Here is a 25,104-nt window from a genome sequence, read left to right on the forward strand (position 1 = left end):
GTACCCGTGGTCGGTGGCCGGCGCTCAGCGCGAGGAGGGCAGCCAGCCGTCCTGGACGGCGTGCACCCCCGCCTCGAAGCGGCTGCGCGCGTCCAGGCGTTCCATCAGGGTGGCTGCGGTGCGCCGGGCCGTGCGCGGGGAGACCCCGAGGCGCTTGGCGATGGCCTCGTCGGTGTAGCCCTGGGCGAGCATCTTGAGCACGGCACGCTCCTGCGGCGGCATGCCCCTCGCCTCGCACTTCGGCGTGCTCCCCAGCGCCGTCGCGGTGTTCCACACGCCCTCGAAGAGCGCGCACAGGGCCGCGACCGTTCCCGCCCCGCTCAGCACCACCCCGCCGACCCGGGCGTCGCTCGTGTCGACCGGCAGCACCGCCTTGCACCGGTCGAAGATGATCATCCGGACCGGCAGTTCGGGCACGGTACGGACCTGTCCGCCGCGGGAGTGCAGCCAGCCGACGTGGTCCAGGGTGGGCTGATGGTTGCGCACGCTGTCGAGATAGACCGTCCGCATCCGCACCCCGCGGTCGAGCAGGGCGGAGTTGGGGGCGCGACTGGCCTGGAGGTCCTCGGCCCGGTGCGCGCCGCCCGGCGCGAACGTGGCGACCTCGACCTGGGCCGACTGGGCCAGCTCCGCGAGCCGTTCCCGGATCGCCTCCAGGCCGTCCAGCTGTTCTGAATCGCTGTCGATGCCCCGTGGTCGTAGCGAGGAGCATTCGGCGATCAGTTGGGCCGCCGCCGCTCTGGATTTCTCCACGCGCATCTGCTGCGCCGCCAACTCCGCCTGCTGGCGCGCCAGCAGCACCTCCATGGCGGTCTCCGGGCCGACGGCCCGGAACCCTATGCCCTTGCGGGCCGATGGCTGGATCAAGGCGAGTTCGCTGAGCCGGTCCAGCCCCGCGCGAACCCGTTCCTCCGGCAGCCCGAGCCGGGACACGAGGACGATGATGCCCTCCAGTGGATTGGCCAGCATCCACCGGTAGATGGCTTCTGCCTCGGCATCCAGTCCCAGAACCTCCAACATGATGCAGTCCCCCTGTTGCTGTCACACACTGCACACACTGTGTTCGAAACTTAGTGCCCCTGAGCTTACTGACCTTGAACTGCGGATGGCGGCCCGGCGGCACGGAGGACGGTTCCGGCCAATCGCTCGGCTTTCAACCATCCGTGGTGCCAGAGTGAGGACCGCGGCGCGTCCCGTCCGGCCCGAGGCGCTTCCCCGCCCATTCGAGGACGGCTTCCGGGACGGCTTTCGGGCCCCTTCCGCATGACGCTTTATGCCATGGCACAAAGCGTCCATCGCGAGCCGGTCCACCGCCGCTGAACAGCGCCGAAGATGAAGTCATGTATCTCATCCACGTGCGCCTGCGCGCCCCTGCCGAGGCGCCCGCCCGGCCCGATCTGGCGGCGATCATTTCCTCGTACGCCGAGGAAAGCGACGGCCTGGAACACGTCTCCGTGCACGCGCACGCCGGCGAGGGCCTCACGCTGGGTCTTTTCCTCCTCGCCGGCTCTCTGGCCGCGGCCGAGGACAGTGCCGCGCGACTGTCGCGGCGCGCCGTGGAACACCATCCGGACCTGCTCGGCTACGGCGTCGTGACCTCCGGGGCCGTCCTGGTGCCCGGCCCCTGGTGGGACACGTGAGCCCCGCGTTTCCCCAGGTCGGGGTGGACGGGTTAGGACGCTGCACATTCCGTCCAGCCGTCTGCTGTTCCCTCCGGCCCGCCCGCCGAGCAGAGTTGAGCCATCGACGGAACGAAAGCCGCCGAAGAGTTCACCGAAGAGTCCGCTGAATAGTCCGGAAGCATTCACTCCGGAAATCCACTCACTCAATCGAGGAGAAAATCCATGCAGGGCACCCGTGTCTCCAAAATCGTCGCCGCCGCGCTGATCGTTCTCGGTGGAATGGCGATGACGGTGACCGTCACGGATTCTCCGAAGAACATCACGCACGCCGTCGAGAGCGACCTGCGCACCACCGCGGGCGACCACACCGACGGCGATGTCACCTGGGGCCCCTGAACATTCACGGGGGCATGTGCTGAACCGAGTTGAAAGACATCGGGGGACAGAAGAAATGGAATTCCTGGTCCTGGGATCTCTGGAACTGCGTGAGTCGGGCACCCCGATCCGCGTCCGGGGCATGCGGCAACAGCGGCTCCTCGCCCTGCTGCTCCTCAACGCCAACCGGGTCGTTCCGATGGACGCGCTGGTGGACGAGCTGTGGGAGGACCCGCCGTCGTCGGCCCGTCCGCAGGTGCACAACGCGATCCGCGACCTGCGCCGCATCCTTTCCGCGTCGGACGGGACCAGCCTGGTCACCGTGGACGTCGGCTACCGCCTGGTCGTACCCGAGGACGCCGTGGACGCGCACCGGTTCGTCAGCCGGGTGCGCGCGGCCAAGGCGGCGGAGCGCGAGAACCGGTACGCCGAGGCCGTCCGGCTGCTCCAGTCGGCGGTGGACCTCTGGCGCGGGGAGGCCTTCGCCGGTATCCAGTGCCCGGCGGTCTCCGGTGCCGCGGTCAAGCTCGCCGAGCAGCGGCTGACCGCCGTGGAGGACCTCGTCGCGCTGCGCCTGAAGCTCGGCGAGACCGGCTCCCTCGTCGGGGAACTGCACGCGCTGATCGCGGAGTACCCGCTGCGCGACGCCCTGCGCGGCAGCCTGATGATCGCCCTGTGCCGCAGCGGCCGGCAGGCCGACGCCCTCGCCGTCTACGACGAGGGCCGGCGGTTCCTGGTGGACGAGCTCGGCCTGGAGCCGAGCCCCCGGCTGCGCGCCCTGCACGCGGAGATCCTCGCCGACTCCCCGGACCTGCACGGCTCGGGCGGACCCGCCCTCGCGGCGGCCGGCGCCGAGCCGCCCGACGACCGCAGGACGGGCCCGTCCGCACCGCCCGGGAACGGCAGGCACTACCTGCCCCACGACCTCACGGACTTCACCGGGCGCACCGCGGAGCTGGCCACCCTCTCGGCCGTCGCCGCGCAGGAGCCGGGCGGCTCGCCCGTGATGGTGGCCATCGACGGCATGGGCGGGGTCGGCAAGACGACGCTCGCGGTGCGCCTCGCCCACCGGGTCACCGAGCTCTACCCGGACGGGCAGTACTTCATCAACCTGCACGGCTTCAGCGCGACCCGGTCGCCGGTGCCGACCGAGCACGCGCTCGCCGTCCTCCTCCAGGCGAGCGGCCTCACCGCGGCGGAGATCCCGCCCAGCCTGGAGGAGCGCAGCGCCCTGTGGCGCTCGCGCCTGGCGGGCCGCCGCTGCCTGGTCGTCCTCGACGACGCGGCGGACAGCGCCCACGTCACCCCGCTGCTGCCGGGCACCGGGGGCACGTTGGTGCTGGTGACCAGTCGGCGCAAGCTCACCGCTCTGGACGGCGCCCGGCCGCTCTGCCTCGACGTGCTGCCGCCCACCGACGCCGTGACGCTGTTCCGGCGGATCGTCGGAGAGCCCCGCGCGCGGCGCGAGCCGACGCAGGTCGCGCAGGCCGTCGAGCTGTGCGGCCGGCTGCCGCTGGCCCTGCGCATCGCCGCGACCCGGCTGCGCGACCGTCCGGCGTGGGCTGTCGCCGACCTCGTCGAGCGCCTCGCGCAACCGGCGCAGCGGGCCCGCTGTCTCCAGACCGCCGACCGCGATCTCATGGCCGTGCTGCGGGTGTCCTACGACCATCTGAGCGCGCCCGAACGGCAGTTCAGCCGACTCATCAGCCTCCAGCCGTCCGCCTCCTACGACATCGCGCACGCGGCCCTCGTCACGGGCCTGCCGGCCGGGGACGTGGAACACCACTTCGACGCGCTGATCGAGAACAACCTCATCCGGGAGGACACCCCGGCCCGGTTCTCCTTCCACAGCCTGATCCGGGACTGCACCCGGGAGCTGCTCGCCGAGGAGGCGGGGGCGGCCGCCTGAACCGAATCTCCGTTCCGCCCCTGGTGGTGCCGCGCTTACGATGCGCGCAGTCGTACAACTGCCTGAACCGTCTGAACCAGGAGCACGGTACTCGTGTCCATACCCCCGCCTCCCGGGCCGCACCAGCCCCAGGACCCGTACCAGCCTCCGCAGCCGCAGAGCCCGTACCCGCAGGACCCGTTCGCCCCGCCCCCGCAGGCTCCGTACGCCCAGGCCCCGTACGGCCCGCAGGGTCCGATGGGTCCGGGGCCGATGGGTCCGGGGCCGATGGGTCCGGGTCCGGGTCCGGGTCCGATGGGGCCGTACCCGCAGGCCCCGTACCCGCAGGCCCCGTACGGCGCGGTGCCCTATCCCGTCTGGGGGCAGGGCTACAGCCCCTACGGCCGGCCCTCGCCGGTCAACGGCGTGGCCATCGCCTCCCTCGTCCTCGGCCTCCTCTGCTTCCTGCCGGGCGTCGGGCTGCTGCTCGGGATCATCGCGCTGGTGCAGATCAAGAAGCGGGGGGAGCGCGGCAAGGCGATGGCGATCGTGGGCACGGTCCTGTCCTCGATCGGACTCGCGGTGTGGGTCCTCGCGCTGTCCACCGGCGGCGCCTCCGACTTCTGGGACGGCTTCAAGGAGGGCGCGAGCGGCAACTCCAGCTTCGCGCTCGCCAAGGGCGACTGCTTCGACGTGCCGGGCGAGACCTTCGACGAGGACGTCTACGACGTCGACGAGGTGGACTGCTCCGGTGAGCACGACGCCGAGGTGTTCGCCACGGTCCCGCTGCCCGGCGACAGCTTCCCGGGCGACGACCACGTCACGGACGTGGCCGACGACAAGTGCTACACGCTCCAGGACGCCTACGCGATGGACCCCTGGGCGCTGACCGACGAGGTCGACATCTACTACCTCACGCCCACCGCCGACAGCTGGAGCTGGGGCGACCGCGAGATCACCTGCGTCTTCGCCAACGTGGACGAGAAAGGCACCCTGACCGGTTCGCTGCGCGCCGACGCGTCGACGCTCGACGCCGACCAGTTCGCCTTCCTCAAGGCGATGGCCGCCGTCGACAAGGTGCTCTTCGAGGAGCCCGAGGAGTACGCCGAGGAGGACCTCGCGAGCAACCGCACCTGGGCCGGTGACACCGGCGAAGTGACCGGCAACCAGGCGGACCAGCTGAGCTCACACCTCTGGATGACGCCGGACCGGGAAAAGCCCCTGGCCGCCCTGGCGAAGGACATGGAGGACGCGGCCGAGGAGTGGGCGGCGGCGAAGAAGGCCACCGACGCCGACGGCTTCTACGTGCACTACGACAAGGCCTACAAGTACGTCGACGGCGCCACCACGGTCACCGCCCGCGAGGCTCTGGGCCTGGCCACCACCCCGCCCACCTACGACGAGGACTCCGACAGCGGGAGCGGCGGCACGGGCGGGGGCGACAGCGACAGCGGTCTGGATGTGTGATCGCGTCCCCAGCGGGGAGAAAGTGCCTGGGTAACAGGTTTCCCGGGCACATGTCATCACATCGAGTGATTCTCTGGCCTTTGCTTGCACGGTACAACCCACGGTTGCCAGGCTGTAGCTGTCTGTACAACCTGATGGGAGTGGCCAGTGACATTCGGTGAGCAGCCGGCGTATCTGCGTGTCGCGGGTGATCTGCGCAAGAAGATCTCCGACGGGTCGCTGCCACCGCACACCCGGCTCCCCTCCCAGGCGAGAATCCGCGAGGAGTACGGGGTCTCCGACACCGTCGCCCTCGAGGCGCGCAAGGTGCTGATGGCCGAGGGGCTGGTCGAGGGCCGCTCCGGGTCGGGCACGTATGTGCGCGAGCGGCCCGTGCCGCGCCGGATCGCCCGCTCCGGCTACCGCCCCGTGAGCGGCGCCACGCCGTTCCGGCAGGAGCAGGCCGAGGCGCACACCCGGGGGACGTGGGAGTCCAGCAGCGAGCAGGCCGAGGCGGGCGTCTCCGTCGCCGAGCGGCTCGGCATCGCGTCCGGCGACCGCGTGATGTGCACCAGATACGTCTTCCGGGAGGCCGGTGAGGCGATGATGCTCTCCACCTCCTGGGAGCCCCTCGCCGTCACCGGCCGCACCCCCGTCATGCTGCCCGAGGAGGGCCCGCTCGGCGGCATGGGCGTCGTCGAGCGGATGCGCGCCATCGACGTGATCGTCGACAACGTCACGGAGGAGGTCGGCGCCCGGCCCGGGCTGGCCGAGGAACTTCTCGCCCTCGGCGGCGTCCCGGGGCATGTCGTCCTGGTCGTCCAGCGCACGTACTACGCCTCGGGCCGCCCGGTCGAGACGGCCGACGTGGTGATCCCGGCCGACCGTTACCGGGTCGCCTACCACCTGCCGGTGAAGTAGCCGCCGGAGTACGCCGGGAACGTCTCCCGGCGTGCGGGGCGAGGGGCGCCCGCCGGTGGCGTGGGTGAAGCGGTGGAGGCGGGGGCGCCGTCCGGGGCGGTAGCGCATTCGCCCGGGCGGCGCACACCCTTCCGGCAGTTGCCCCCGGTATCCGCCCGCTGCGGGCCCGTCCGCGCGCCGTCGGAATCCGGTCGTTTCCGGTTGTTCCCGCAGGTCGTCCCGTAGGTGCCCGGAACCCCGCCGACCGGACGCATCGCGGCGCGCGCACGGCGCGTTCGGTCCCGTGCGCCCCCTGCGTCTTGGCTGGTTGCGTACCTCTTTGTGCAAAGTCGTGTTCGGTGCGTAAAGGTAAGGCGTACGCTCGGGCATATGCGGATTGCGGTTTCCTTAGAGGGTGGGGCGCGAGGCATGCCGCGGACGGGATTCGGGCGGGCCGGGACGAGAAGGGGGCGTGGGGCTCGATGAACGACAGCACCATCTCCCTGCCCTGGCTCGTCATACGGCAGGACGACAACGGCAATCGCTACCGCGTGGGCAGGTACGCGACCCGGGCCGAGGCCCAGAAGATCGCGGACAGCCTCGACAGTCGCGGCCACAAACAGCTCTACTGGGTCGAGCGCATCGGCCAGGGCCAGACGCAGGCCCAGGGCCAGGCGCAGGCCCAGGCGCAGAACGGGGACAGCACCCGGAACTGACGTTCCGTGCGGTCCCGTAGGCTCCGGCGCATGACGGAACGGATCGTGGTGGTGGGAGCCGCCCTGCTCGACGCCGGCCGCCTGCTCGCCGCGCGCCGCAGCGCACCCCCGGAACTCGCCGGGCGCTGGGAGCTGCCCGGCGGCAAGGTCGAGGAGGGGGAGGCGCCCGAGGCGGCCCTGATGCGCGAGCTGCGCGAGGAACTCGGCGTCGAGGCCGAGACCGTGGAGCGCGTCCCCGGGGAGTGGCCGCTCAGGCCGCCCTATGTCCTCCAGGTGTGGACCGCCCGACTGTGCCCCGGCTCGGCCGCTCCCGAACCCCTCCAGGACCACGACGCGCTGCGCTGGCTCACCCCGACCGAGATCTGGGACGTCGACTGGCTGGACCAGGACGTGCCCGCGGTACGCAAGACCCTCCCGAAGCTCACCACCGGGGCCCACTGAACCGCAGGCGCGGATCGGCGGGCCCGCTGGCCCGCTGAGCCGGAGCTTGCTGGCCGGGCCCTCCGGTCCGGGGGCCGCTGAACCAGGGCCGGCCGGGTCGCAGCCCGCTGATCCGAGGTCCGCTGAGCCGGAGCTTGCTGAGCCGGAGTTTGCCGAGCCGCGGCTCGCTGATCCGCGGGTCCGCCGAACCGGGGGCGCGTCGAGTGTCGGCAGGGCGATACGGGGGGCGCTTCGGCAGGGGGGCGGGCCGCCGCGTACGCCGTTCGTGCCACAGTGCGCCCTGCTGTGCGGTACTGCCTCCCAAATATCGGGTATGTGGCCATTAACCCCACGAAACCGGACATGGGTGTACTCGCTGGCCCGGGAAGTGATCGGCGTGATCGACACCGACGGAGAATGTGCCGAGTGGACGTTCCCCGCGGACCCCGGTGCGGTGCGCACCGCCCGCAGTGCTGTCCGTGGCCAGCTGCACGGCTGGGGCCTCGACAGCCTGAGCGACATCGCGGCGCTGCTGGTCAGCGAGCTGGTCACCAATGCCCTGCGGCACGCGACCGGCCCCATCGGCCTCCGTCTGGTCCGCCCCGCCGGACTGGCGGACGTCCTCCTGGTCGAGGTCTCCGACCCGCTGCCCGACCCGCCCCGCGAGCGGGTCGCCCGGCCCGAGGACGAGAGCGGGCGCGGACTACAGCTGGTGGCCTCCTCCTCGCGCCGTTGGGGTACCCGGCCCGGGAACACCGGTAAGACGGTCTGGTTCGAACTGGCGGTGCCGGGTTGACGGGGCGTCTCGCGGGGATGAGCCGGTGTACAGCGGGGCTTGCGGTGTCGCCCGTTCGGTTCCGGTCTGCGACCGGTCCCGGAAGAGGTGGTTCGACGGCGTGTCCGCTGGTTAGAAGACTGGAAGTGTTGTCGCGGGACGGTCCAAAAAACGCCTGGACCGTGCTGTGATCGTGAACACCGTGTCGTGCGGACCCGTAGTGCTGGATACTGCGGGCAGCCGCCGCCGGTGACCGGTGCCGGACGCGGTGAGCTGGAGGGGACGGTTCGCGTGAGCGAGATACCAGCGAAGGCCACGGAGTCCGAGGACCCGTCGGGCGGCGCGAGGGTGAAGGCCGCGGGTGCGCTCGCCGCCGACGCCGCGCACGGCCTCGCCGACGGCCCGGGCGAGGCGGCGACGCCAGGTGACGCCATGTGGCAGAGCAGTCCGCCCGGCTCGATCTACGACTACATCAAGGTCGCCTCGTTCTCGATCGGCCCCGACGGCCTCGTCGACCAGTGGAGCCTGCGCGCCGAGCAGATCTTCGGCATCCCCGCCGACCGGGCCGTCGGCATGGACCCCATCGACGCGTTCATCGACCCCGACCTGCGCGAACGCGGCCAGCGCAAGATGGCCGAGATCCTCGACGGGCGGGAGTGGACCGGGGTGGTGCCGTTCCGGATGCCGGACCCGGTGCCCGGCGGCGGCCGCGGTGAGAAGGGGCTCGCCGAGGTCTACGTCATGCCGACGCGCAGCCTGGACGGTGAGAAGGCCGCCGTGTGCATCGTCGTCGACGTCCGCACACTCCGCAGCATCGAGACCGACCTCGCCGCCTCGCAGGCCATTTTCGGCCAATCCCCGTTCGGCTTCCTGCTGATCGACCCCGACCTGCGGGTCCGGCGCGCCAACCATCGGTTCGCCTCGATCTTCGGCGGCACCCCCGACGACCACCGCGGCAAGGGCGTCCACGACTACCTGCCCCGGCCCGAGGCCGACCGGGTCAGCGCGACCCTGCGCAGGGTCCTCGAGACCGGCGACTCCATCACGGACATGCACGTCACCGGTTTCGTGCCGGGCTCCGACGAGCGCCGGCACTGGTCGATCAACCTCTACCGCGTGCACAGCGGCACCGGCCGCCCCATCGGCGTCGCCTGGCTCGGCACCGACATCACCGCCCGCCGCGCCGCCGCCCGTGAGGCCGCCGCGGCCCGGCGCAATCTCGCCCTGCTGAACGAGGCGGGCGCCCGCATAGGGAACTCCCTCGACCTGGAGACGACCGCGCGCGAACTCCTCGACGTCGTCGTGCCCGGCTTCTGCGATCTCGCCACCGTGGACCTCTATCAGGGCCTCCTGGCCGGCGACGAGACCCCGCCCGGCCTCGCCGACGGCAGCGCCGAACTGCGCCGGGTCGCCTTCTCCTCCGCCGTCTCCGACGCCCCCTTCCCCGGCGCCGGCGCGCCCGTCGCGGTCGGCGCGGTCCACCACTTCCCGTTCAACTCGCCCTGCGCGGACGCCCTGCGCACCGCCCGCCCGCAGGCCATCCCCGGCGAGGAGGGCGGCCTCGTGCAGTCCACCCTCGCCGTCCCGATGGTCGCCCACGACACCGTCGTCGGCCTCGCGCAGTTCTCCCGGACGAAGGGCAGCGAGCCGTTCGGTGACCGGGACCGCGATCTGGCCGTGGAGCTGGCGGCGCGGGCGGCGGTCTGTATCGACAACGCGCGCCTGTACCGGCGGGAGCACGAACGGGCGCTGATACTCCAGCGGTCGCTGCTGCCGCCCGGGGACCCGGTGGCCTCGGGCCTGGACATCGCCTGCCGCTATCTTCCGGGCAACGCCTCCACCGGCCGTCCGAGCGAGGTCGGCGGCGACTGGTTCGACGTCATCGAACTGCCCGGCCACCGCACGGCGCTGGTGGTGGGCGACGTCATGGGCCGCGGTCTGCGGGCGGCGGTCGCGATGGGCGAACTGCGCACGGCCGTCAGAACGCTGGCGCTGCTGGACCTGGAACCGGCCGAGGTCCTCTCCGCGCTGGACGAGATCGCGCGCGGCCTCGGCACCCCGGGAGGCGTCCAGCAGGCCACCCGGGCCGCCCGCCGCCCCCGTGAGGCCGACCTGTCCGAGGTGTACCTCGCGACCTGCGTGTACGCGGTCTACGACTCGGTGACCCGGCGCTGCACGTTCGCCAACGCGGGCCATCTGCCCCCGGTGCTCGTCGAACCCGGTGAGCCGGCGCTGATGCTCGACGTGCCACCCGGCCTCCCGCTCGGCGTGGGCGGCGAGCCCTTCGAGGAGGTGGAGGTCGACCTCCCCGAAGGCGCCCTGCTGGCGCTCTACACGGATGGACTGGTCGAATCGCGCGACCATCCGCTGGACGAGGGCCTCAACGCGTTCGTAGGAGCCCTCACCGACCCCTCCAGCCCGCTGGAGGACGTCTGCGACCACGTCCTCAACACCCTCGACTCGCACCACGGCGAGGACGACATCGCGTTGCTGATGGCACGCGTGCAGGGCCTGCCCGTCGACTCGGTCGGCGACTGGACCCTGCCGCGTGAACCGCGCAGTGTGGGCCGGGCCCGGGAGCACGCCCGCGGCCAGTTGCTGGCCTGGGACCTCGAACCCCTCGTCGACACCACGGAACTGCTGGTCAGTGAGCTGGTCACCAACGCCCTGCGGTACGGCGAGGGCGAGATCAGGCTCCGGCTGCTCCTCGATCGCACGCTGGTCTGCGAGGTCTGGGACGCGGGCCTCGTCCAGCCGCGCCGCCGCCGCGCCCGGGACACCGACGAGGGCGGCCGGGGCCTCCAGCTCGTGGGCCTGCTGTCGGCGGCCTGGGGCTCGCGCCGCACCCCGCGCGGCAAGACGGTGTGGTTCGAACTTCCGCTTCCGGACGGCGAGACGGGTCTTGCGGACCCGGCGGAGGCGTTGCTGAGCCTGTTCTGAACCGGTTCCGAACAGGTTCCGAGCCTGTTCTGACCTTTCCGGCGAACGGTCGTCGGTCACTCGGGGCTGTGCCGCGCCTCGGCGGGCCGTGCCGGGCCGGCGAAGCCCGCGGGCGTCCCGTCCTCGGGATCCTCGGCCGGGACGATGCCGCCGAGCACGGCCCCGCCGGTGCCGGCCGTCTCTTCGGCGCCGACGGCACCCACGTACGGGTTCCCGTGCGCGCGTACGTCGCGCTCGGCCAGCTCCCGGGCCTCCAGGGCGAGGATGTCGGCGGGCGGACGGTCCGCCGGGTCCCCCGTGGCGAGGAGCCGTTCCGCCTCCGCCAGCCGGGTGCGCGCGGTGGCGCCGACCGCGCCCCGGTGCGTCGCGACGAAGTCGGCCGCCGCGGCGGTGGCGGTGCGGGCGGTGATCAGAGCGGCGGCCGGCAGCACCCCGGCCCGACCCGAGGCGACCGGCGCGGTCGCCCGCACCACCCGACGCAGCACCCCGACCGGATCCGGGGGCTGTCCCCCGGTCAACTCCTGCCGCACGGAGCCGAGCACGGCGTCGACGTGCGCCAGCCGGACATGGAACCCGCCGGGGGTCGCCCCGGCGGCACCGAGGGGCGCGCTCGGGTCGGGGCGGGGGTCGGCCGGGGGCGGGGTCGCCGGTCCGGGGGCCGGCCGCTGCCGTGCCGACGGGTCCGTCTGTCGTCTGGCCCACGCCAGCTCCGCCTCCGCGCCCGTGAGGGCGGCCGGCACGGTCTGCTCGGCCGATCGCAGCTCCGCGGCCAGCCGGCCGACGCCCTCGACGAAGACGGCCGCCTGGGCGACGGCTCCCTCGGCCGCGCGCAGTTGCCGGGCCGCCCGCTCCGCTTGCCCCGAATCGGCGGACTGACGGGCCTGGTTCAGCCGGACGGTGGCGAACAGGAGGCGGTCCTTGGCCTGTTCGACGCTTCCGGTGATGGAGGCGGTGGCGGTGGGCGCATATCGGTCCCGGAGCCCGGCGAGCACCGCTTCCGAGGCCCCCGCACGCCCCGCCAGCTCCCGGAACCGGCCCTCGGCGACCCCCAACGCCTCACCCAGCCCCTGTTCCAGTCCGCGCAGCCGCCCGAACTCTTGGGCCACGGAGTCCAGCCGCCGGCCGGCCTCCGCACACCGTCCGACGATCCCGGCGAGCGTGTGCTCGCGGGCCGCCTCCTGCGTCGGCACCCCCTCGTCGTACCGCTGCCGCATCCGGAACGCGGCGGCGAGTTCGGTCTCCGCCTCGCGGACGGCCCGGCGGACGGTCTCCAGGTCCTCCGCCGTGCGCAGCGCCCCGGCGAAGCCGAGCTCGGTGCGTGCCGCCCGGACCCGGTTGTCGGCCTCGACCAGCGCCGCGCAGGCCTGCTCGTCGAGGGCGGCGAGGGGCGGCGACGACCTCGGCGGCGGTGGGCTGCCGGTCCCGCCGGGAGTCGTCCGGACGCGGGTGCGCCGGACGCGTCGTATGTACCCGTACCCGGCGATCGCCCCGGCCGCGCCGACCGCCACGAGCGGCAGCACCAGGTCGACGGTGGACCTCTCGTCGGCCTCGGCCGCGGCGGCGCTCGCGCCGGGCGCCGGGTTCTTGATCGCAACCGGAGCGTCGCCACCCGACGTCATCCCTGGCAACACCAGCCACACGACCCCGACCGCACCGCCCAGCACGGCATGCGCCACCCGCACGGATATGTGCGACTTGGCACGCCGCGGCCGGCCCCGGAGCAAGGAAGAGGTCACATTTGGGAGCGTATGGCCGCGATTACGGCCACGCGACCGGGATGCACCCGACACGGGGGTGGTGGGGCGGAACAACACGCGAGGGGGAACCGCGATGGAACGGCCACCGGGTCGGACGAAGACGGAGACGGACGTGAACGGGGTGCCGGAGGCGGAGCCGCGGTCGGGGACGGACACGAAGGGGGAGCCGGTGGCGGCGCCGCGGTCGGGGACGGACACGAACGGGGTGCCGGAGGCAGAGCCGCAGTCGGGGACGGGCAGGAACGGGGAATCGGAGACCGAACCGCAGCCGGAGAAGGGCGCGCGGGGGGAGTCGGAGACCGACCCGAAGCCGGGGACGGACGTCAACGGGGTGCCGGAGGCAGAGCCGCAGCCGGGGACGGGCAGGAACGGGGAATCGGAGACCGAACCGCAGCCGGAGAAGGGCGCGCGGGGGGAGTCGGAGACCGACCCGAAGCCGGGGACGGACGTCAATGGGGTGCCGGAGGCAGAGCCGCAGTCGGGGGCGGCCGAGGCGCCGGTGGGGCCCATCGCGGCGGACGGCGAGAGCGCTGCGGGTGGTGCCGGAGGAACGGGTGGCGTCGATGGTGCCGAGGGGAACGGGACCGGCGACGATCCCGGAGCCGGGACGGTCCGTCGGCGCGGGCGTCGCGGACGGCTGGTGCGGCGCACCGCCCTCGCCCTGGTCCTGTTCTTCCTCGTCCCGGTCCTCGCCGCCGAGACGGCCCTTCGCGTGAACTACCTGGGCGACCCGGCCGACGGCACGTACACCCGCGGCAAGGACGCCATCTGGCTGGGCCACGCCTGGGTCGACGGCCGCAAGACCGATGCCGACGTCAAGGCCCTGGCCGACCGTCTCGGGGCGACCGGCATCCGCGACCTGTACGTCCACGCCGGCCCCCTGGAGCACAACGGCACCCTCCCCGCGTCCGCGTACGCGGGTGCGCGTCGGTTCATCGCCGCCGTCCACCGAGAAGCACCGAAGCTCCGCGTCCAGGCCTGGCTCGGCGACGTCCTCGCCAGCGAGAGCCCGAACGGCATGCGGCTGGAGCGGGCCGAGACCCGCGCCGCGGTCGTGCGGTCCACCCGCGAGATCCTCGCCGCCGGCTTCCAGGGCGCCCACTTCGACCTCGAGCCGCTCCACTCCGACGACGGCGACTACCTCGGCCTCCTGGACGACCTGCGCGCCGTCACCAGGGCGCAGAACGCCCAACTCTCCGTCGCCGCCCACCAGATCGACCCGGTCCCCGGCTTCCACTCCTTCTGGGGCACGACCACCGGCCACCCCAAGTGGTGGTCGCAGAAGTTCTTCGGCCAGGTCGCCCGCCGCGTCGACCAGATCGCCGTGATGTCGTACGACACCATGCAGCCGCTGGAGAGCACGTACGGCGGTTACGTGGCCCAGCAGACCTCGCTCGCCCTGGAGGTCACCCCGGCCTCCACCGACCTCCTGATGGGCCTGCCCTTCTACCACGAGAACCGGTTCGGCCACTGGAACCACGCCGAGACCGTCGCCGCCGCCGTTCGAGGCGTCCGGCTGGGACTGTCCCGCACCGACGCCGACCGGAAGAACTTCGGCGTCGCGGCGTACGTGGACTTCGCGGCCACCGAGCAGGACTGGACGTCGTACGAGAAGGGCTGGGTCCGGTAGGCGTTGCCGGGACGACGCGAGTCATCGCCGAGTCAAATCTCTTGCGGGTGCCGGAGATCCTGGGAGCATGGCCGGCATGAACTGGACAGCGGTAGGCATCGCCGCGGCCGTCGTCACGGCCGTGGCGGCGGCGGGCGTCGCGGCCGTCACGACGGGCTGGCTGCCGCCCACCCGGCGGAAGAGGATCCTGCGGCCGAAGCTGTGGGGCGCGAGCCTGCTGCTGATCGCCTTCGGTCTGGCCTTCTTCCTGTTCCTCGGTCCGCTCGGCGGCACGCCGTCCCGGCATCCCTACCTCCCGTTCCTCGGCATCGGCGTGAACTTCGCGGGGCTCGCCCTCCAACTGCTCGCCCAGCGCCCCGGCCGCCCGCCCCTGCCGCCTACGACGATCGCCTCCTGATCTTCGACCCCAGCCACACCAGCGGGTCGTACTTGCGGTCGACCGCGCGTTCCTTCAGGGGGATCAGCGCGTTGTCCGTGATCTTGATGCCCTCGGGGCAGACGTCCGTGCAGCACTTGGTGATGTTGCAGTAGCCGAGGCCGTGTTCGTCCTGGGCGGTGCGTCCGCGGTCCAGGCCGCTCTCCTCGGCCGCGTCCAGTGGGTGCATGTCCAGTTCGGCGACCCGCATGAGGAAGCGGGGCCCCGCGAACGCCGTCTTGTTCTCCTCGTGGTCGCGGACGACATGGCAGGTGTCCTGGCACAGGAAGCACTCGATGCACTTGCGGAACTCCTGCGAACGGTCCACGTCCTCCTGGAACATCCGGTACTCGCCGGGGCCGACCCCCTCGGGCGGCACGAACGCCGGGACCTCCCTCGCCTTCTGGTAGTTGAAGCCGACGTCGGTGACGAGATCGCGGATCACCGGGAAGGCGCGCAGCGGCGTGACGGTGATCGTCTCCGCGCGGTCGAACACCGACATGCGCGTCATGCACAGCAGCCGGGGCCGCCCGTTGATCTCCGCGGAACACGAACCGCACTTGCCCGCCTTGCAGTTCCAGCGGACGGCGAGATCGGGCGCCTGGGTGGACTGGAGGCGGTGGATGATGTCAAGGACCACCTCACCGTCGTTGACCTCGACCTCGAAGTCCTTCAGGCCGCCGCCCTCGATGTCGCCCCGCCACACCCGGAAGCGGGCCTCGTAGCTGCTCACTCGTACAGCTCCTCTTCGGTGAGGTACTTGACCAGCTCCTCTTTCTCGAAGAGGGCGAGCAGGTCGGGGCGGATGGGTTCGGTGGTCTCGCGGGTGAGGGCGATCCGGCCGCGGACGGGGTCCGTCGCCGCCGGCCCGTCGGTGGGTTCGACGGGTGCGCAGAGCAGGTTGACGTTGCGCCACGCGCGGTCCATCGTCGGGTGGTCCTCGCGGGTGTGCCCGCCGCGCGACTCGGTGCGTTCCAGCGCCGCCCGGGCCACGCACTCGCTGACCAGCAGCATGTTCCGCAGGTCGAGCGCCAGGTGCCAGCCGGGGTTGAACTGCCGGTGCCCCTCGACCCCGGCCCGCCACGCCCGTACCCGCAGCTCGGCCAGCTTCTCCAGGGCGTGTTCCATCTCGCCCTCGCGGCGGATGATGCCGACCAGGTCGTTCATGGTCTGCTGGAGCTCCTGGTGAAGGGTGTACGGGTTCTCCGGCGCGTGGTCCGCCTGGTCCCCGGGGCCCTCCGCGGAGAACGGTCGCAGCGCCTCCGCGGCCGCCGCGTCGACCTGCTCGTCGTCCACTTCCGGGCGTCCCGCACCCGCCCCGGCGGTGTACTGCGCCGCGTGCAGTCCGGCCCGGCGGCCGAACACCAGCAGGTCGGAGAGGGAGTTGCCGCCGAGCCGGTTGGAGCCGTGCATACCGCCGGCCACCTCGCCGGCCGCGAACAGTCCCGGCACCCCGCGGGCCGCCGCCGACTCGGAGTCGACCGCGATACCGCCCATCACGTAGTGACAGGTCGGTCCGACCTCCATGGCCTCCGCCGTGATGTCGACGTCGGCCAGCTCCTTGAACTGGTGGTACATGGAGGGCAGCCGGCGCTTGATGACCTCGGCGGGCATCCGCGTCGACACGTCCAGGAAGACCCCGCCGTGCGGGGAGCCGCGGCCGGCCTTCACCTCCGAATTGATCGCGCGGGCCACCTCGTCACGCGGGAGCAGCTCCGGCGGGCGCCGGTTGTGGTCCGGGTCCTCGTACCAGCGGTCGCCCTCCTCCTCCGACTCGGCGTACTTCTCCTTGAAGACGTCCGGGACGTAGTCGAACATGAACCGCTTGCCCTCGGAGTTCCTGAGCACCCCGCCGTCGCCGCGCACCGACTCGGTGACGAGGATGCCCTTCACCGACGGCGGCCAGACCATGCCCGTCGGGTGGAACTGCACGAACTCCATGTTGAGCAACGGCGCACCGGCGAGCAGGGCCAGCGCGTGGCCGTCGCCCGTGTACTCCCACGAGTTCGACGTGACCTTGAAGGACTTGCCGATGCCGCCCGTCGCGATCACCACGGCGGGCGCCTGGAGGACGAAGAACCGGCCGGTCTCGCGCTCGTAGGCGAAGACCCCGCTCACGCGTGAACCGTCCTTGAGGACGCGGGTGACCGTGCACTCCTGGAAGACCTTCAGCCGGGACTCGTAGTCGCCGGTCTCGCGGTGGTCCTCCTGCTGGAGCGAGACGATCTTCTGCTGGAGCGTGCGGATCAGTTCCAGGCCCGTACGGTCGCCGACGTGCGCGAGGCGCGGGTACTCGTGGCCGCCGAAGTTGCGCTGGGAGATCCGGCCGTCCTTGGTGCGGTCGAAGAGGGCGCCCCAGGTCTCCAGCTCCCACACCCGGTCCGGGGCCTCCTGGGCGTGCAGCTCGGCCATCCGCCACTGGTTGAGGAACTTGCCGCCGCGCAGGGTGTCGCGGAAGTGGACCTGCCAGTTGTCGTGCTCGTTGGCGTTGGCCATCGCCGCCGCGATGCCGCCCTCGGCCATCACCGTGTGCGCCTTGCCGAACAGCGACTTGCAGATGACGGCGGTGCGGGCGCCGCGTTCGCGCGCCTCGATGGCGGCTCGCAGTCCGGCGCCTCCCGCGCCGACCACGACGACGTCCCACTCCTGGCGGTCGACCACGGACATCAGCAGGCCCCACTCATCTAGAAAAACCTCGGATCGTCGAAGGCACCGGACGCGACGAGATACACGTAGAGGTCGGCGAGCGACACGCTCACCAGCGACACCCATGCCAGCAGCATGTGATGGGCGTTGAGCTTCCCCACGAACCGCCAGGCCCGGTAGCGCACGGGGTGTCGGGAGAAGTGCTTCAGCTGCCCGCCGACGATGTGCCGGCAGGAGTGGCAGGAGATCGTGTACGCCCAGATCAGCACGATGTTGACCAGGAAGACCAGGGTTCCGAGGCCCATGTGACCCCACGCGTAGTGCTCGTCGCGGAAGGCGAGCGCGGTGTCGTACGTCAGGATCCCGGCGACGACGATCGCGGCGTAGAAGAAGTACCGGTGGACGTTCTGGAGGATCAGCGGGAAGCGGGTCTCGCCGGTGTACTTCTTGTGGGGCTCGGCCACCGCGCAGGCGGGCGGCGACGCCCAGAAGCCGCGGTAGTAGGCCTTGCGGTAGTAGTAGCAGGTCAGGCGGAAGCCGAGCGGGAAGATCAGGATGATGATCGCGGGGGACAGGCTCCACCAGCTGCCGAACAGGTCCCAGTTGGGGCCGGACCGCATGGTCTGGCAGTTCTCCGCCAGACACGGGGAGAAGAGCGGGGAGACGTACGGCGCCGCGTAGTAGTCCGCGTTCGCGAAGGCCCGCCAGGTCGAGTAGACGACGAACGCCAGCAGGCCGGCGGCGGTCGCCGCGGGGGCCAGCCACCAGCGGTCGGTCCGCAGATGGGGAGCGGCGATCGCGGCGCGTCCGGCGCCGCGTACGCCGCTCGGGGGACGGTGGTCTGTGGGTGAGGGTTCCGTACCAGTGGCCAACTCAGGACTCCGGTCGGGTCAGGGGGCGTGCCGGTCAGGGGGCGTGCCGGCCCCGGGCGCCGAGTCCCTCGTCGTCCGTGTCGATCCACAGGGAGTCGTCGTACGGGGTGTCGGGGATGGTGACGAGCTCGGGCCTGCGCGACGAGCCGGGCTGGGAGGCGGCCTCGCGCAGCAGCGCGACGCTCTCCCTCAGATGGTCGGCGTCGGCACGGACCCGGCGCATCTCCAGGCCGGTGCTGCCGAGCTGCTGCTCCAGGCGTCCGACGGACCGGGAGAGGTCGTCGAGGCAGCGCTGGGCCGTTGTCAGGTCGTCGTGCACGGACATGAGCAGTCCTCGCTTCCGTATGGGCTGGGCCCTGGACGGCAACGTTCATGCGCCTGCGAGTGTTGCGCGTCACACCGGTCGATGTGAAGGCGTGTGCAGCGATTGGCGGGTGCGTTGCTCCGCACGAGTGGCCTTGGAAGGCCCTGCCGCCGTGTCGCCCACGGCAGGCGAACCCTTTCCTCTTCAGTGAGCAATAGATCTGATCAACTCCAAAATACCGCCAAACGTGATCAAAACGCACCCGCGTCGATGGATTCGCGTCCAGGTTTCCGGGGTGTTCGGGTCACCGGCGGCAGCGGCTCACCGGAGGTACCAGAGATGTCCCACGACGGCGTCGGCCCGCGCGCGGTCATGCGCTCGGTCGCCTTCCTCACCGCGGGCGCGCTCGCGGTGCCCCTGCTGTCCGGCTGCGGGTCCGCGGACGAGGCAGGCAAGCCCCTGGCCCGCCAGGACATCGCCCCGGCCGGCCGTGCCCAGGTCGCCGAGGGCGGCACACTGCGCTGGGCCGTGGACGCGGTGCCGGACACCTTCAACACCTTCCAGTCGGATGCCGACGCCACGACCACCCGGGTCGCCCAGGCCGTCCTGCCCTCGATGTACCGGCTCGACGCGACCGGGCGCCCGCAGCGCGACTCCGACTACCTGGAGTCCGCGAAGGTCGTCGACACCGAGCCCAAACAGGTCGTCCTGTACAAGCTGAACCAGCAGGCCGTCTGGAGCGACGGCCGGGAGATCGGCGCCGCCGACTTCGCCGCCCAGTGGCGGGCCCTGGCGGGCAAGGACAGCGCCTACTGGACCGCCCGCAACGCCGGCTACGAGCGCATCGAGAAGATCGAGCGCGGGGCCAACGACCTGGAGGTCCGGGTCACCTTCAAGCGGACCTACGCCGACTGGCGGTCGCTGTTCTCCCCGCTGTACCCGAAGGACGTCATGGGCACGCCCGACGCGTTCAACGACGCGGCGCGCCGCAAGCTGAAGGTGACCGCCGGGCCGTTCGTGGTGAAGAAGGTCGACCGCAAGAAGGACCAGGTGCGCCTCACCCGCAACACCCGCTGGTGGGGCCGGCCGGCCAAGCTCTCCGAGATCGTGCTGACGGCCGTCCCGAGGGACGAGCGGGCGTCCGCGCTGGCCGAAGGGAAGATCGATCTGGCCGAGATCGACCCGGCCACGGTGCAGCGCATCGACGGCGCCGCGAACGGCACGGCCGGACCGCTCGCCGGTCCCGGCTCCGGGCGCACCGCCGCGAAGGCGCTGCGGTCCTGGGCGCTCGCCCACGGTTCGGACGAGGACACGGCCGAGGACGAGGTCGAGGCCCGCACCGAGCTGAGCAAGGCGATCGCGAAGTGGGAACAGCAGCAGGAGGCGCTGCGCGACTTCGAGGTGCGCAGATCGCTGGAGCCGGCGTACACGCAGCTGGCGCTGAACGGCGCGGACGGACTGCTGGCGGACGAGCGGGTGCGGCGGGCCGTCGCCCGCGCGCTGGACCGCAGGGAACTGGCCGAGGTCGTGCTGAAGCCGCTGGGTCTGCCCGCGGAGCCGGTCGGCAGCCATCTGGCCCTGGCCGGGCAGGACGCGTACGCCGACAACAGCGGGGCGCTGGGCGGCCAGGACACCACCGAGGCGCAGGCGCTGCTCGCGGATGCCGGGTGGGTGCCCGGAGGCCCGGTCAAGAAGCAGGAGAAGGGCGAGAAGGCGGCCGGGTCGGAGGGGAAGAAGGCGGGCAGCAAGGAGAGCGACTCCGACGACGACTCCGCGGACGGCGACGGCACGTACATCGTCGGTGCGGACGACAAGGCTCGGGCCGGGACGGACCACGAGGAGAAGCGGGACGTCACGAAGGGGGAGAGCGCGGGGAGGGACGACGACGGCCCCCGGCAGCTCGCCCAGGACGGCAAGCAGTTCAAGCAGGTGCACCAGGGCGGCGCCCCCGGCGCCTACGCCCCGAAGGGCACCGCCGCGCCGGCCGGCGCCCCGGCCAAGGCGCTGGCCAAGGACGGCAAGGCGCTCAGCCTGCGGTTCGTGCTGCCGTCCGGCCCGGGGTCGGAGCCGCTGGCGGCGGTCGCCGCGCGGATCACGAGGATGCTGGCGAAGGTCGGCATCGGCACGGACATCACCAAGGTCTCGGACGAGAGCTACTTCAAGGACCACATCGCCTCCGGTCAGTACGACCTCGCGCTGTACTCCTGGCCCGCGTCCGCCTTCCCCGCCACCGACGCCCGGCCGATCTACGCCAAGCCGGTGCCGGCCGCCGACGGCTCGCTGAGCGTCGAGCAGAACTACACCCGGATCGGCACCGACCAGGTCGATCAGTTGTTCGAACGAGCGGTCTCGACCCTGGACGACGGAGAGAAGCGGTCCCTGATCCGCAAGGCCGACTCCCGTATCTGGGCGGCTGCCGGATCGATTCCTCTCTATCAGCGCCCCCAGCTCACCGCGGTACGGAAGAACGTGGTCAACGCGGGTGCCTTCGGCTTCCAGACCCCCGTCTACGAGGACATGGGCTTCCTGAAGAAGGGTGCCAAGAAGGGGGCGAAGGCCTCCGCGAGCCCCTCCGAGAAGTGAGCGCGCGGTGAGCTCGAAGTGAGCCGAGTGGCCCTGCGGGGGCCGTCCCCCGCCGGGCCACGTACCATGGGGTGAGGCCGTGGCGTGTCAAGCCCGGCAGGGCCCGCGTAACACGTACGCAGCAGGGTCGCCCTCACACTCCGGGAGAACGCCGCTTTATGGCCACGCGCCACGACATTCGCAACGTAGCCATCGTCGCCCACGTCGACCACGGCAAGACGACTCTGGTCGACGCCATGCTCAAGCAGGCCGGCGCCTTCGCCGCGCACGCCGCCGAGTCGCTCGACGACCGCATGATGGACTCGAACGACCTGGAGCGTGAGAAGGGCATCACGATCCTCGCCAAGAACACGGCGGTGAAGTACCACCCCAAGGACGGGGGGGACGTCATCACCATCAACATCATCGACACCCCCGGTCACGCCGACTTCGGCGGCGAGGTGGAGCGCGGCCTGTCGATGGTCGATGCCGTCGTGCTGCTGGTGGACGCCTCCGAGGGTCCGCTGCCGCAGACCCGCTTCGTGCTGCGCAAGGCGCTCCAGCAGCGTCTGCCCGTCATCCTGTGCATCAACAAGACCGACCGGGCGGACTCCCGGATCGACGAGGTCGTCAACGAGACGTACGACCTCTTCCTGGACCTGGACGCCGACGAGGACCAGATCGAGTTCCCGATCGTCTACGCGTGTGCGCGTGACGGCGTCGCCTCGCTGACCAAGCCGGAGGACGGCACGGTCCCGCAGGACAGCGACAGCCTGGAGCCGTTCTTCTCCACGATCCTGTCCCACGTCCCGGCTCCGGAGTACGACGAGGAGGCTCCGCTCCAGGCGCACGTCACCAACCTGGACGCCGACAACTTCCTCGGCCGTATCGCGCTGCTACGCGTCGAGCAGGGCGAGCTGCGCAAGGGCCAGACGGTCACCTGGATCAAGCGCGACGGCACCCTGTCCAACGTGCGCATCACCGAGCTGCTGATGACCGAGGCGCTCACCCGCAAGCCGGCCGAGATGGCGGGCCCCGGTGACATCTGTGCCGTGGCCGGTATCCCGGACATCATGATCGGTGAGACCCTCGCCGACCCCGAGAACCCGATCGCGCTCCCGCTGATCACGGTCGACGAGCCGGCGATCTCCATGACCATCGGTACGAACACCTCGCCGCTGGTCGGCCGCGGCGGCACCGGCAAGGGTGCCTCGGCCAAGGCCGCGGTCAAGGACCGCAAGGTCACCGCCCGTCAGGTCAAGGACCGCCTGGACCGCGAGCTGGTCGGCAACGTCTCGCTCCGCGTCCTGGACACCGAGCGTCCCGACGCCTGGGAGGTGCAGGGCCGCGGCGAGCTGGCGCTGGCCATCCTGGTCGAGCAGATGCGCCGTGAGGGCTTCGAGCTGACCATCGGCAAGCCCCAGGTGGTCACCCAGGAGATCGACGGCAAGGTCCACGAGCCGGTCGAGCGCATGACGATCGACGTTCCCGAGGAGCACATGGGCGCGGTCACGCAGCTCATGGGCGTCCGCAAGGGCCGGATGGACAACATGTCCAACCACGGCTCGGGCTGGGTCCGCCTGGAGTTCGTCGTCCCCTCCCGCGGCCTCATCGGCTTCCGGACCGAGTTCCTGACCGGCACGCGCGGCACGGGCATCGCCCACTCCATCCACGAGGGCCACGAGCCGTGGTTCGGCGTCCTGACGACCCGTAACAACGGTTCGCTGGTCGCCGACCGCGCGGGCGCCGTCACCGCCTTTGCGATGACGAACCTCCAGGAGCGCGGCGTGCTGTTCACCGACCCCGGCACCGAGGTGTACGAGGGCATGATCGTCGGCGAGAACTCCCGCGCCGACGACATGGACGTGAACATCACCAAGGAGAAGAAGCTCACCAACATGCGCTCCGCCGCGGCCGACTCGTTCGAGGCGATCGTGCCGCCGCGCAAGCTGTCGCTCGAGCAGTCGCTGGAGTTCTGCCGTGACGACGAGTGCGTCGAGGTGACCCCGGAGGCGGTTCGCATCCGCAAGGTCGTGCTCGACCAGCGCGATCGCGCCCGCACCGCGAGCCGCGCCAAGCACGGCTGATCCGCGGGTAGTTCACCGCCGCAGCACACTCCGGAGCCCGGGTGTCCCCATCATGGGGATGCCCGGGCTTTTCGCAACCCGTTTTTCGGAGCCCGCACGGTGACCTCTGTCCGAAATGCGGAGATCCTCGCCCGATACCCATGTAACAAGTCCGTTTCGCGGCCTTCTCGCGCCAGAGACTTTGTCCGGATTTTGGAAGATCTAGGCGTCAGCTGTGACTGAATTGAGATTTAAAGACAGTGGTCGGCACATGGCGCATGCCAGATAGTTAGCCGCGTAACGCTCGGGTCAATGGGTCTCGCGCTGTGGGGACAGCGCCGACTCGCGAGCACCAGGGGGTGTCTGACCCTCCGTCAGGGGTGTCGGAGGTCGGACGAGCGCCCCCTCCTGTCGGTGAACACGTGGAGTCACAAGGAGGATCCCCATGCCAGTCAACCGGCCCATGCGGTCCATCACCGGTCTGTCCGCCCCAGCCCGCGGCGACTGTCACTGACCTGACGTCCGGCCGCCGACTGCGGCCGTTCGACTACGCGCGTCCGGCTGCGGCTTCTTCCGTGCCGTCCGTCCGGCGCGCTCCGGCGTCCCTTCATGCACCGATCGGCGATCACGCGGCAGCCCGCGTCCGTCGCCGGCTCGGCATACCCACACCCGTGAAGTGAAATGGGCGAACTGTGACAAGTCCTACCGACATCGAGGGCGGCGGTACGTCGGTCGTGGTCGACGGCGACCAGGAGCCGAGGCCGGCGCCCGAGGCCAAGGTGCCCGTGGGCCGGTCTCCCGGTCAGCTCATGTGGCTCCGCTTCAAGCGGGACCGCACGGGCGTGATCTCCGCCTACGTCGTGCTGCTCTTCTTCCTGGTCGGCCTGCTCGCCCCGCTGATCTCCAAGCTCTACGGCAACAACCCGTACACCGTGTACGCGGACGAACGGCCGGAGTTGTTCGACAGCGCGGGTGTGCCGGTGCAGCCCAACGGCGGGATCAGCGGCGAGTTCTGGTTCGGCCTGGAACCGGGCAACGGCTACGACGTCTTCACCAAGCTGCTCTACGGCATCCGCAACTCCCTGGGCATCTCCCTCGCGGTCACCCTCGCCACCGTGCTGACCGGCATCGTCCTCGGGGTCGCGGCCGGCTATCTCGGCGGCAGGACGGACTTCCTGATCAGCCGGGTGATCGACTTCCTGCTCGCCATCCCGGCCCAGCTGTTCTTCATCGCGAGCATGCCGGTCGTGGTCTCCCTGTTCGTCAGCCCGCGCGACGAGACGCCCGTCTACGTCCGGGTCGTCGCCCTGATCTCGGTGCAGTGGGTCCTCGGCTGGATGAGCCTCGGCCGCATCCTGCGCGGCACCAGCCTCGCCCTGCGGGAACGGGAGTTCATCGAGGCCGCCAAGGTGAGCGGGGCGCCACCGGGGCGGATCATCCGCAAGGAGATCCTGCCCAACGTGGTCACACCGATCCTGGTGCAGGCCACCTACATGCTGCCGAACTTCGTGACCGCCGAGGCCGGTCTGTCCTTCCTCGGCGTGGGACTGGTCGAACCGACGCCGGACTGGGGGCAGATGTTCTCCAAGGCGGCGACCGAACTCGTGATGCAGAACGACATCACCTACATGTTCTTCCCCGGTGTCTCGATGATCATCTTCATCGTGGCGTTCAACCTGCTCGGGGACTCGGTCAGGGACGCCTTCGACCCCAAGACGGCGCGCTGATCCGCACATCACGCTTTTTGGACTCACAGACTGCTGGACTCAA

General features: G+C 71.3%; 20 protein-coding genes. 14 read left to right on the forward strand and 6 right to left on the reverse strand.

Annotation, left to right across the window (positions count from 1 at the left end):
- Window positions 1-24: 24 nt before the first annotated feature.
- Window positions 25-1,020, reverse strand: coding sequence for a helix-turn-helix domain-containing protein (locus G9272_RS28995; protein ID WP_171399250.1), 996 nt, complete (start codon window positions 1,018-1,020; stop codon window positions 25-27).
- A 320-nt stretch (window positions 1,021-1,340) separates the two neighbouring features.
- Between G9272_RS28995 and G9272_RS29000 the strand changes: the two genes are divergently transcribed.
- From G9272_RS29000 to G9272_RS29040, 9 genes are all read left to right on the forward strand, one after another.
- Window positions 1,341-1,640 carry a hypothetical protein gene (locus tag G9272_RS29000; RefSeq protein ID WP_171399251.1) on the forward strand — a complete coding sequence of 100 codons (300 nt, stop codon included), beginning with the start codon at window positions 1,341-1,343 and terminating at the stop codon, window positions 1,638-1,640.
- Window positions 1,641-1,844: 204 nt separating this feature from the next.
- Window positions 1,845-2,018 (forward strand): hypothetical protein, encoded by a 174-nt coding sequence (locus G9272_RS29005; RefSeq protein WP_020127978.1) that lies wholly within the window; start codon window positions 1,845-1,847, stop codon window positions 2,016-2,018.
- Between the two features lie 55 nt (window positions 2,019-2,073).
- Complete coding sequence (locus tag G9272_RS29010) at window positions 2,074-3,906, forward strand: AfsR/SARP family transcriptional regulator (RefSeq protein WP_171399252.1); 1,833 nt, start codon at window positions 2,074-2,076, stop codon at window positions 3,904-3,906.
- A gap of 93 nt (window positions 3,907-3,999) precedes the next feature.
- A complete protein-coding gene (locus G9272_RS29015) occupies window positions 4,000-5,352 on the forward strand; it encodes a DUF4190 domain-containing protein (RefSeq protein WP_171399253.1) in 1,353 nt (450 codons plus the stop codon).
- 147 nt (window positions 5,353-5,499) lie between these two features.
- Window positions 5,500-6,252 (forward strand): GntR family transcriptional regulator, encoded by a 753-nt coding sequence (locus G9272_RS29020; protein WP_171399254.1) that lies wholly within the window; start codon window positions 5,500-5,502, stop codon window positions 6,250-6,252.
- Window positions 6,253-6,713: 461 nt separating this feature from the next.
- On the forward strand, window positions 6,714-6,947 hold the full coding sequence (locus G9272_RS29025; protein WP_171399255.1) for an SPOR domain-containing protein: 234 nt from the start codon (window positions 6,714-6,716) through the stop codon (window positions 6,945-6,947).
- Between the two features lie 30 nt (window positions 6,948-6,977).
- The gene (locus G9272_RS29030; protein ID WP_171399256.1) at window positions 6,978-7,388 is read left to right on the forward strand and encodes a (deoxy)nucleoside triphosphate pyrophosphohydrolase; all 411 of its coding nucleotides are present in this window, start codon (window positions 6,978-6,980) and stop codon (window positions 7,386-7,388) included.
- 346 nt (window positions 7,389-7,734) lie between these two features.
- Entirely contained in the window at window positions 7,735-8,163 is a 429-nt protein-coding gene (locus G9272_RS29035) for an ATP-binding protein (protein WP_171399257.1), read from the forward strand.
- A gap of 270 nt (window positions 8,164-8,433) precedes the next feature.
- The gene (locus G9272_RS29040) at window positions 8,434-11,082 is read left to right on the forward strand and encodes a SpoIIE family protein phosphatase (protein WP_171399258.1); all 2,649 of its coding nucleotides are present in this window, start codon (window positions 8,434-8,436) and stop codon (window positions 11,080-11,082) included.
- Window positions 11,083-11,138: 56 nt separating this feature from the next.
- Here G9272_RS29040 and G9272_RS29045 read toward each other — a convergent pair whose 3' ends face one another.
- Window positions 11,139-12,818, reverse strand: coding sequence for a hypothetical protein (locus G9272_RS29045; protein WP_367398561.1), 1,680 nt, complete (start codon window positions 12,816-12,818; stop codon window positions 11,139-11,141).
- Between the two features lie 529 nt (window positions 12,819-13,347).
- Here G9272_RS29045 and G9272_RS29050 point away from each other — a divergent pair.
- On the forward strand, window positions 13,348-14,469 hold the full coding sequence (locus tag G9272_RS29050; RefSeq protein WP_437184383.1) for a hypothetical protein: 1,122 nt from the start codon (window positions 13,348-13,350) through the stop codon (window positions 14,467-14,469).
- A gap of 76 nt (window positions 14,470-14,545) precedes the next feature.
- Window positions 14,546-14,866 (forward strand): hypothetical protein, encoded by a 321-nt coding sequence (locus G9272_RS29055; protein ID WP_171399259.1) that lies wholly within the window; start codon window positions 14,546-14,548, stop codon window positions 14,864-14,866.
- On the opposite strand, the gene G9272_RS29060 is transcribed toward G9272_RS29055, so the two are convergent.
- From G9272_RS29060 to G9272_RS29075, 4 genes are read right to left on the reverse strand one after another with little or no spacing between them, the layout of a single operon-like run.
- Complete coding sequence (locus G9272_RS29060) at window positions 14,847-15,617, reverse strand: succinate dehydrogenase/fumarate reductase iron-sulfur subunit (RefSeq protein ID WP_171399260.1); 771 nt, start codon at window positions 15,615-15,617, stop codon at window positions 14,847-14,849. The two genes, G9272_RS29055 and G9272_RS29060, sit on opposite strands and share 20 nt — an antisense overlap.
- Window positions 15,614-17,551: a fumarate reductase/succinate dehydrogenase flavoprotein subunit gene (locus G9272_RS29065; protein ID WP_171399261.1), complete on the reverse strand. Its 1,938-nt coding sequence runs from the start codon at window positions 17,549-17,551 to the stop codon at window positions 15,614-15,616. Before G9272_RS29065 ends, G9272_RS29060 begins: the two co-directional genes overlap by 4 nt.
- Window positions 17,552-17,568: 17 nt before the next feature.
- Window positions 17,569-18,402 carry a hypothetical protein gene (locus tag G9272_RS29070; RefSeq protein WP_171399262.1) on the reverse strand — a complete coding sequence of 278 codons (834 nt, stop codon included), beginning with the start codon at window positions 18,400-18,402 and terminating at the stop codon, window positions 17,569-17,571.
- A gap of 34 nt (window positions 18,403-18,436) precedes the next feature.
- Complete coding sequence (locus G9272_RS29075) at window positions 18,437-18,727, reverse strand: hypothetical protein (protein ID WP_054242666.1); 291 nt, start codon at window positions 18,725-18,727, stop codon at window positions 18,437-18,439.
- A 318-nt stretch (window positions 18,728-19,045) separates the two neighbouring features.
- On the opposite strand from G9272_RS29075, the gene G9272_RS29080 reads away from it, so the two are divergent.
- The 3 genes from G9272_RS29080 to G9272_RS29090 all read left to right on the forward strand — a co-directional run bounded on the left by G9272_RS29080 (window position 19,046) and on the right by G9272_RS29090 (window position 25,061).
- Complete coding sequence (locus G9272_RS29080) at window positions 19,046-21,289, forward strand: ABC transporter family substrate-binding protein (RefSeq protein ID WP_171399263.1); 2,244 nt, start codon at window positions 19,046-19,048, stop codon at window positions 21,287-21,289.
- Window positions 21,290-21,447: 158 nt separating this feature from the next.
- Window positions 21,448-23,355, forward strand: coding sequence for a translational GTPase TypA (gene typA / locus G9272_RS29085; protein WP_171399264.1), 1,908 nt, complete (start codon window positions 21,448-21,450; stop codon window positions 23,353-23,355).
- A 671-nt stretch (window positions 23,356-24,026) separates the two neighbouring features.
- Complete coding sequence (locus tag G9272_RS29090; RefSeq protein WP_171399265.1) at window positions 24,027-25,061, forward strand: ABC transporter permease; 1,035 nt, start codon at window positions 24,027-24,029, stop codon at window positions 25,059-25,061.
- Window positions 25,062-25,104 lie beyond the last annotated feature (43 nt).

This window comes from Streptomyces asoensis (assembly GCF_013085465.1).
In the GTDB taxonomy this organism is placed as follows: Bacteria; Actinomycetota; Actinomycetes; order Streptomycetales; family Streptomycetaceae; genus Streptomyces; species Streptomyces cacaoi_A.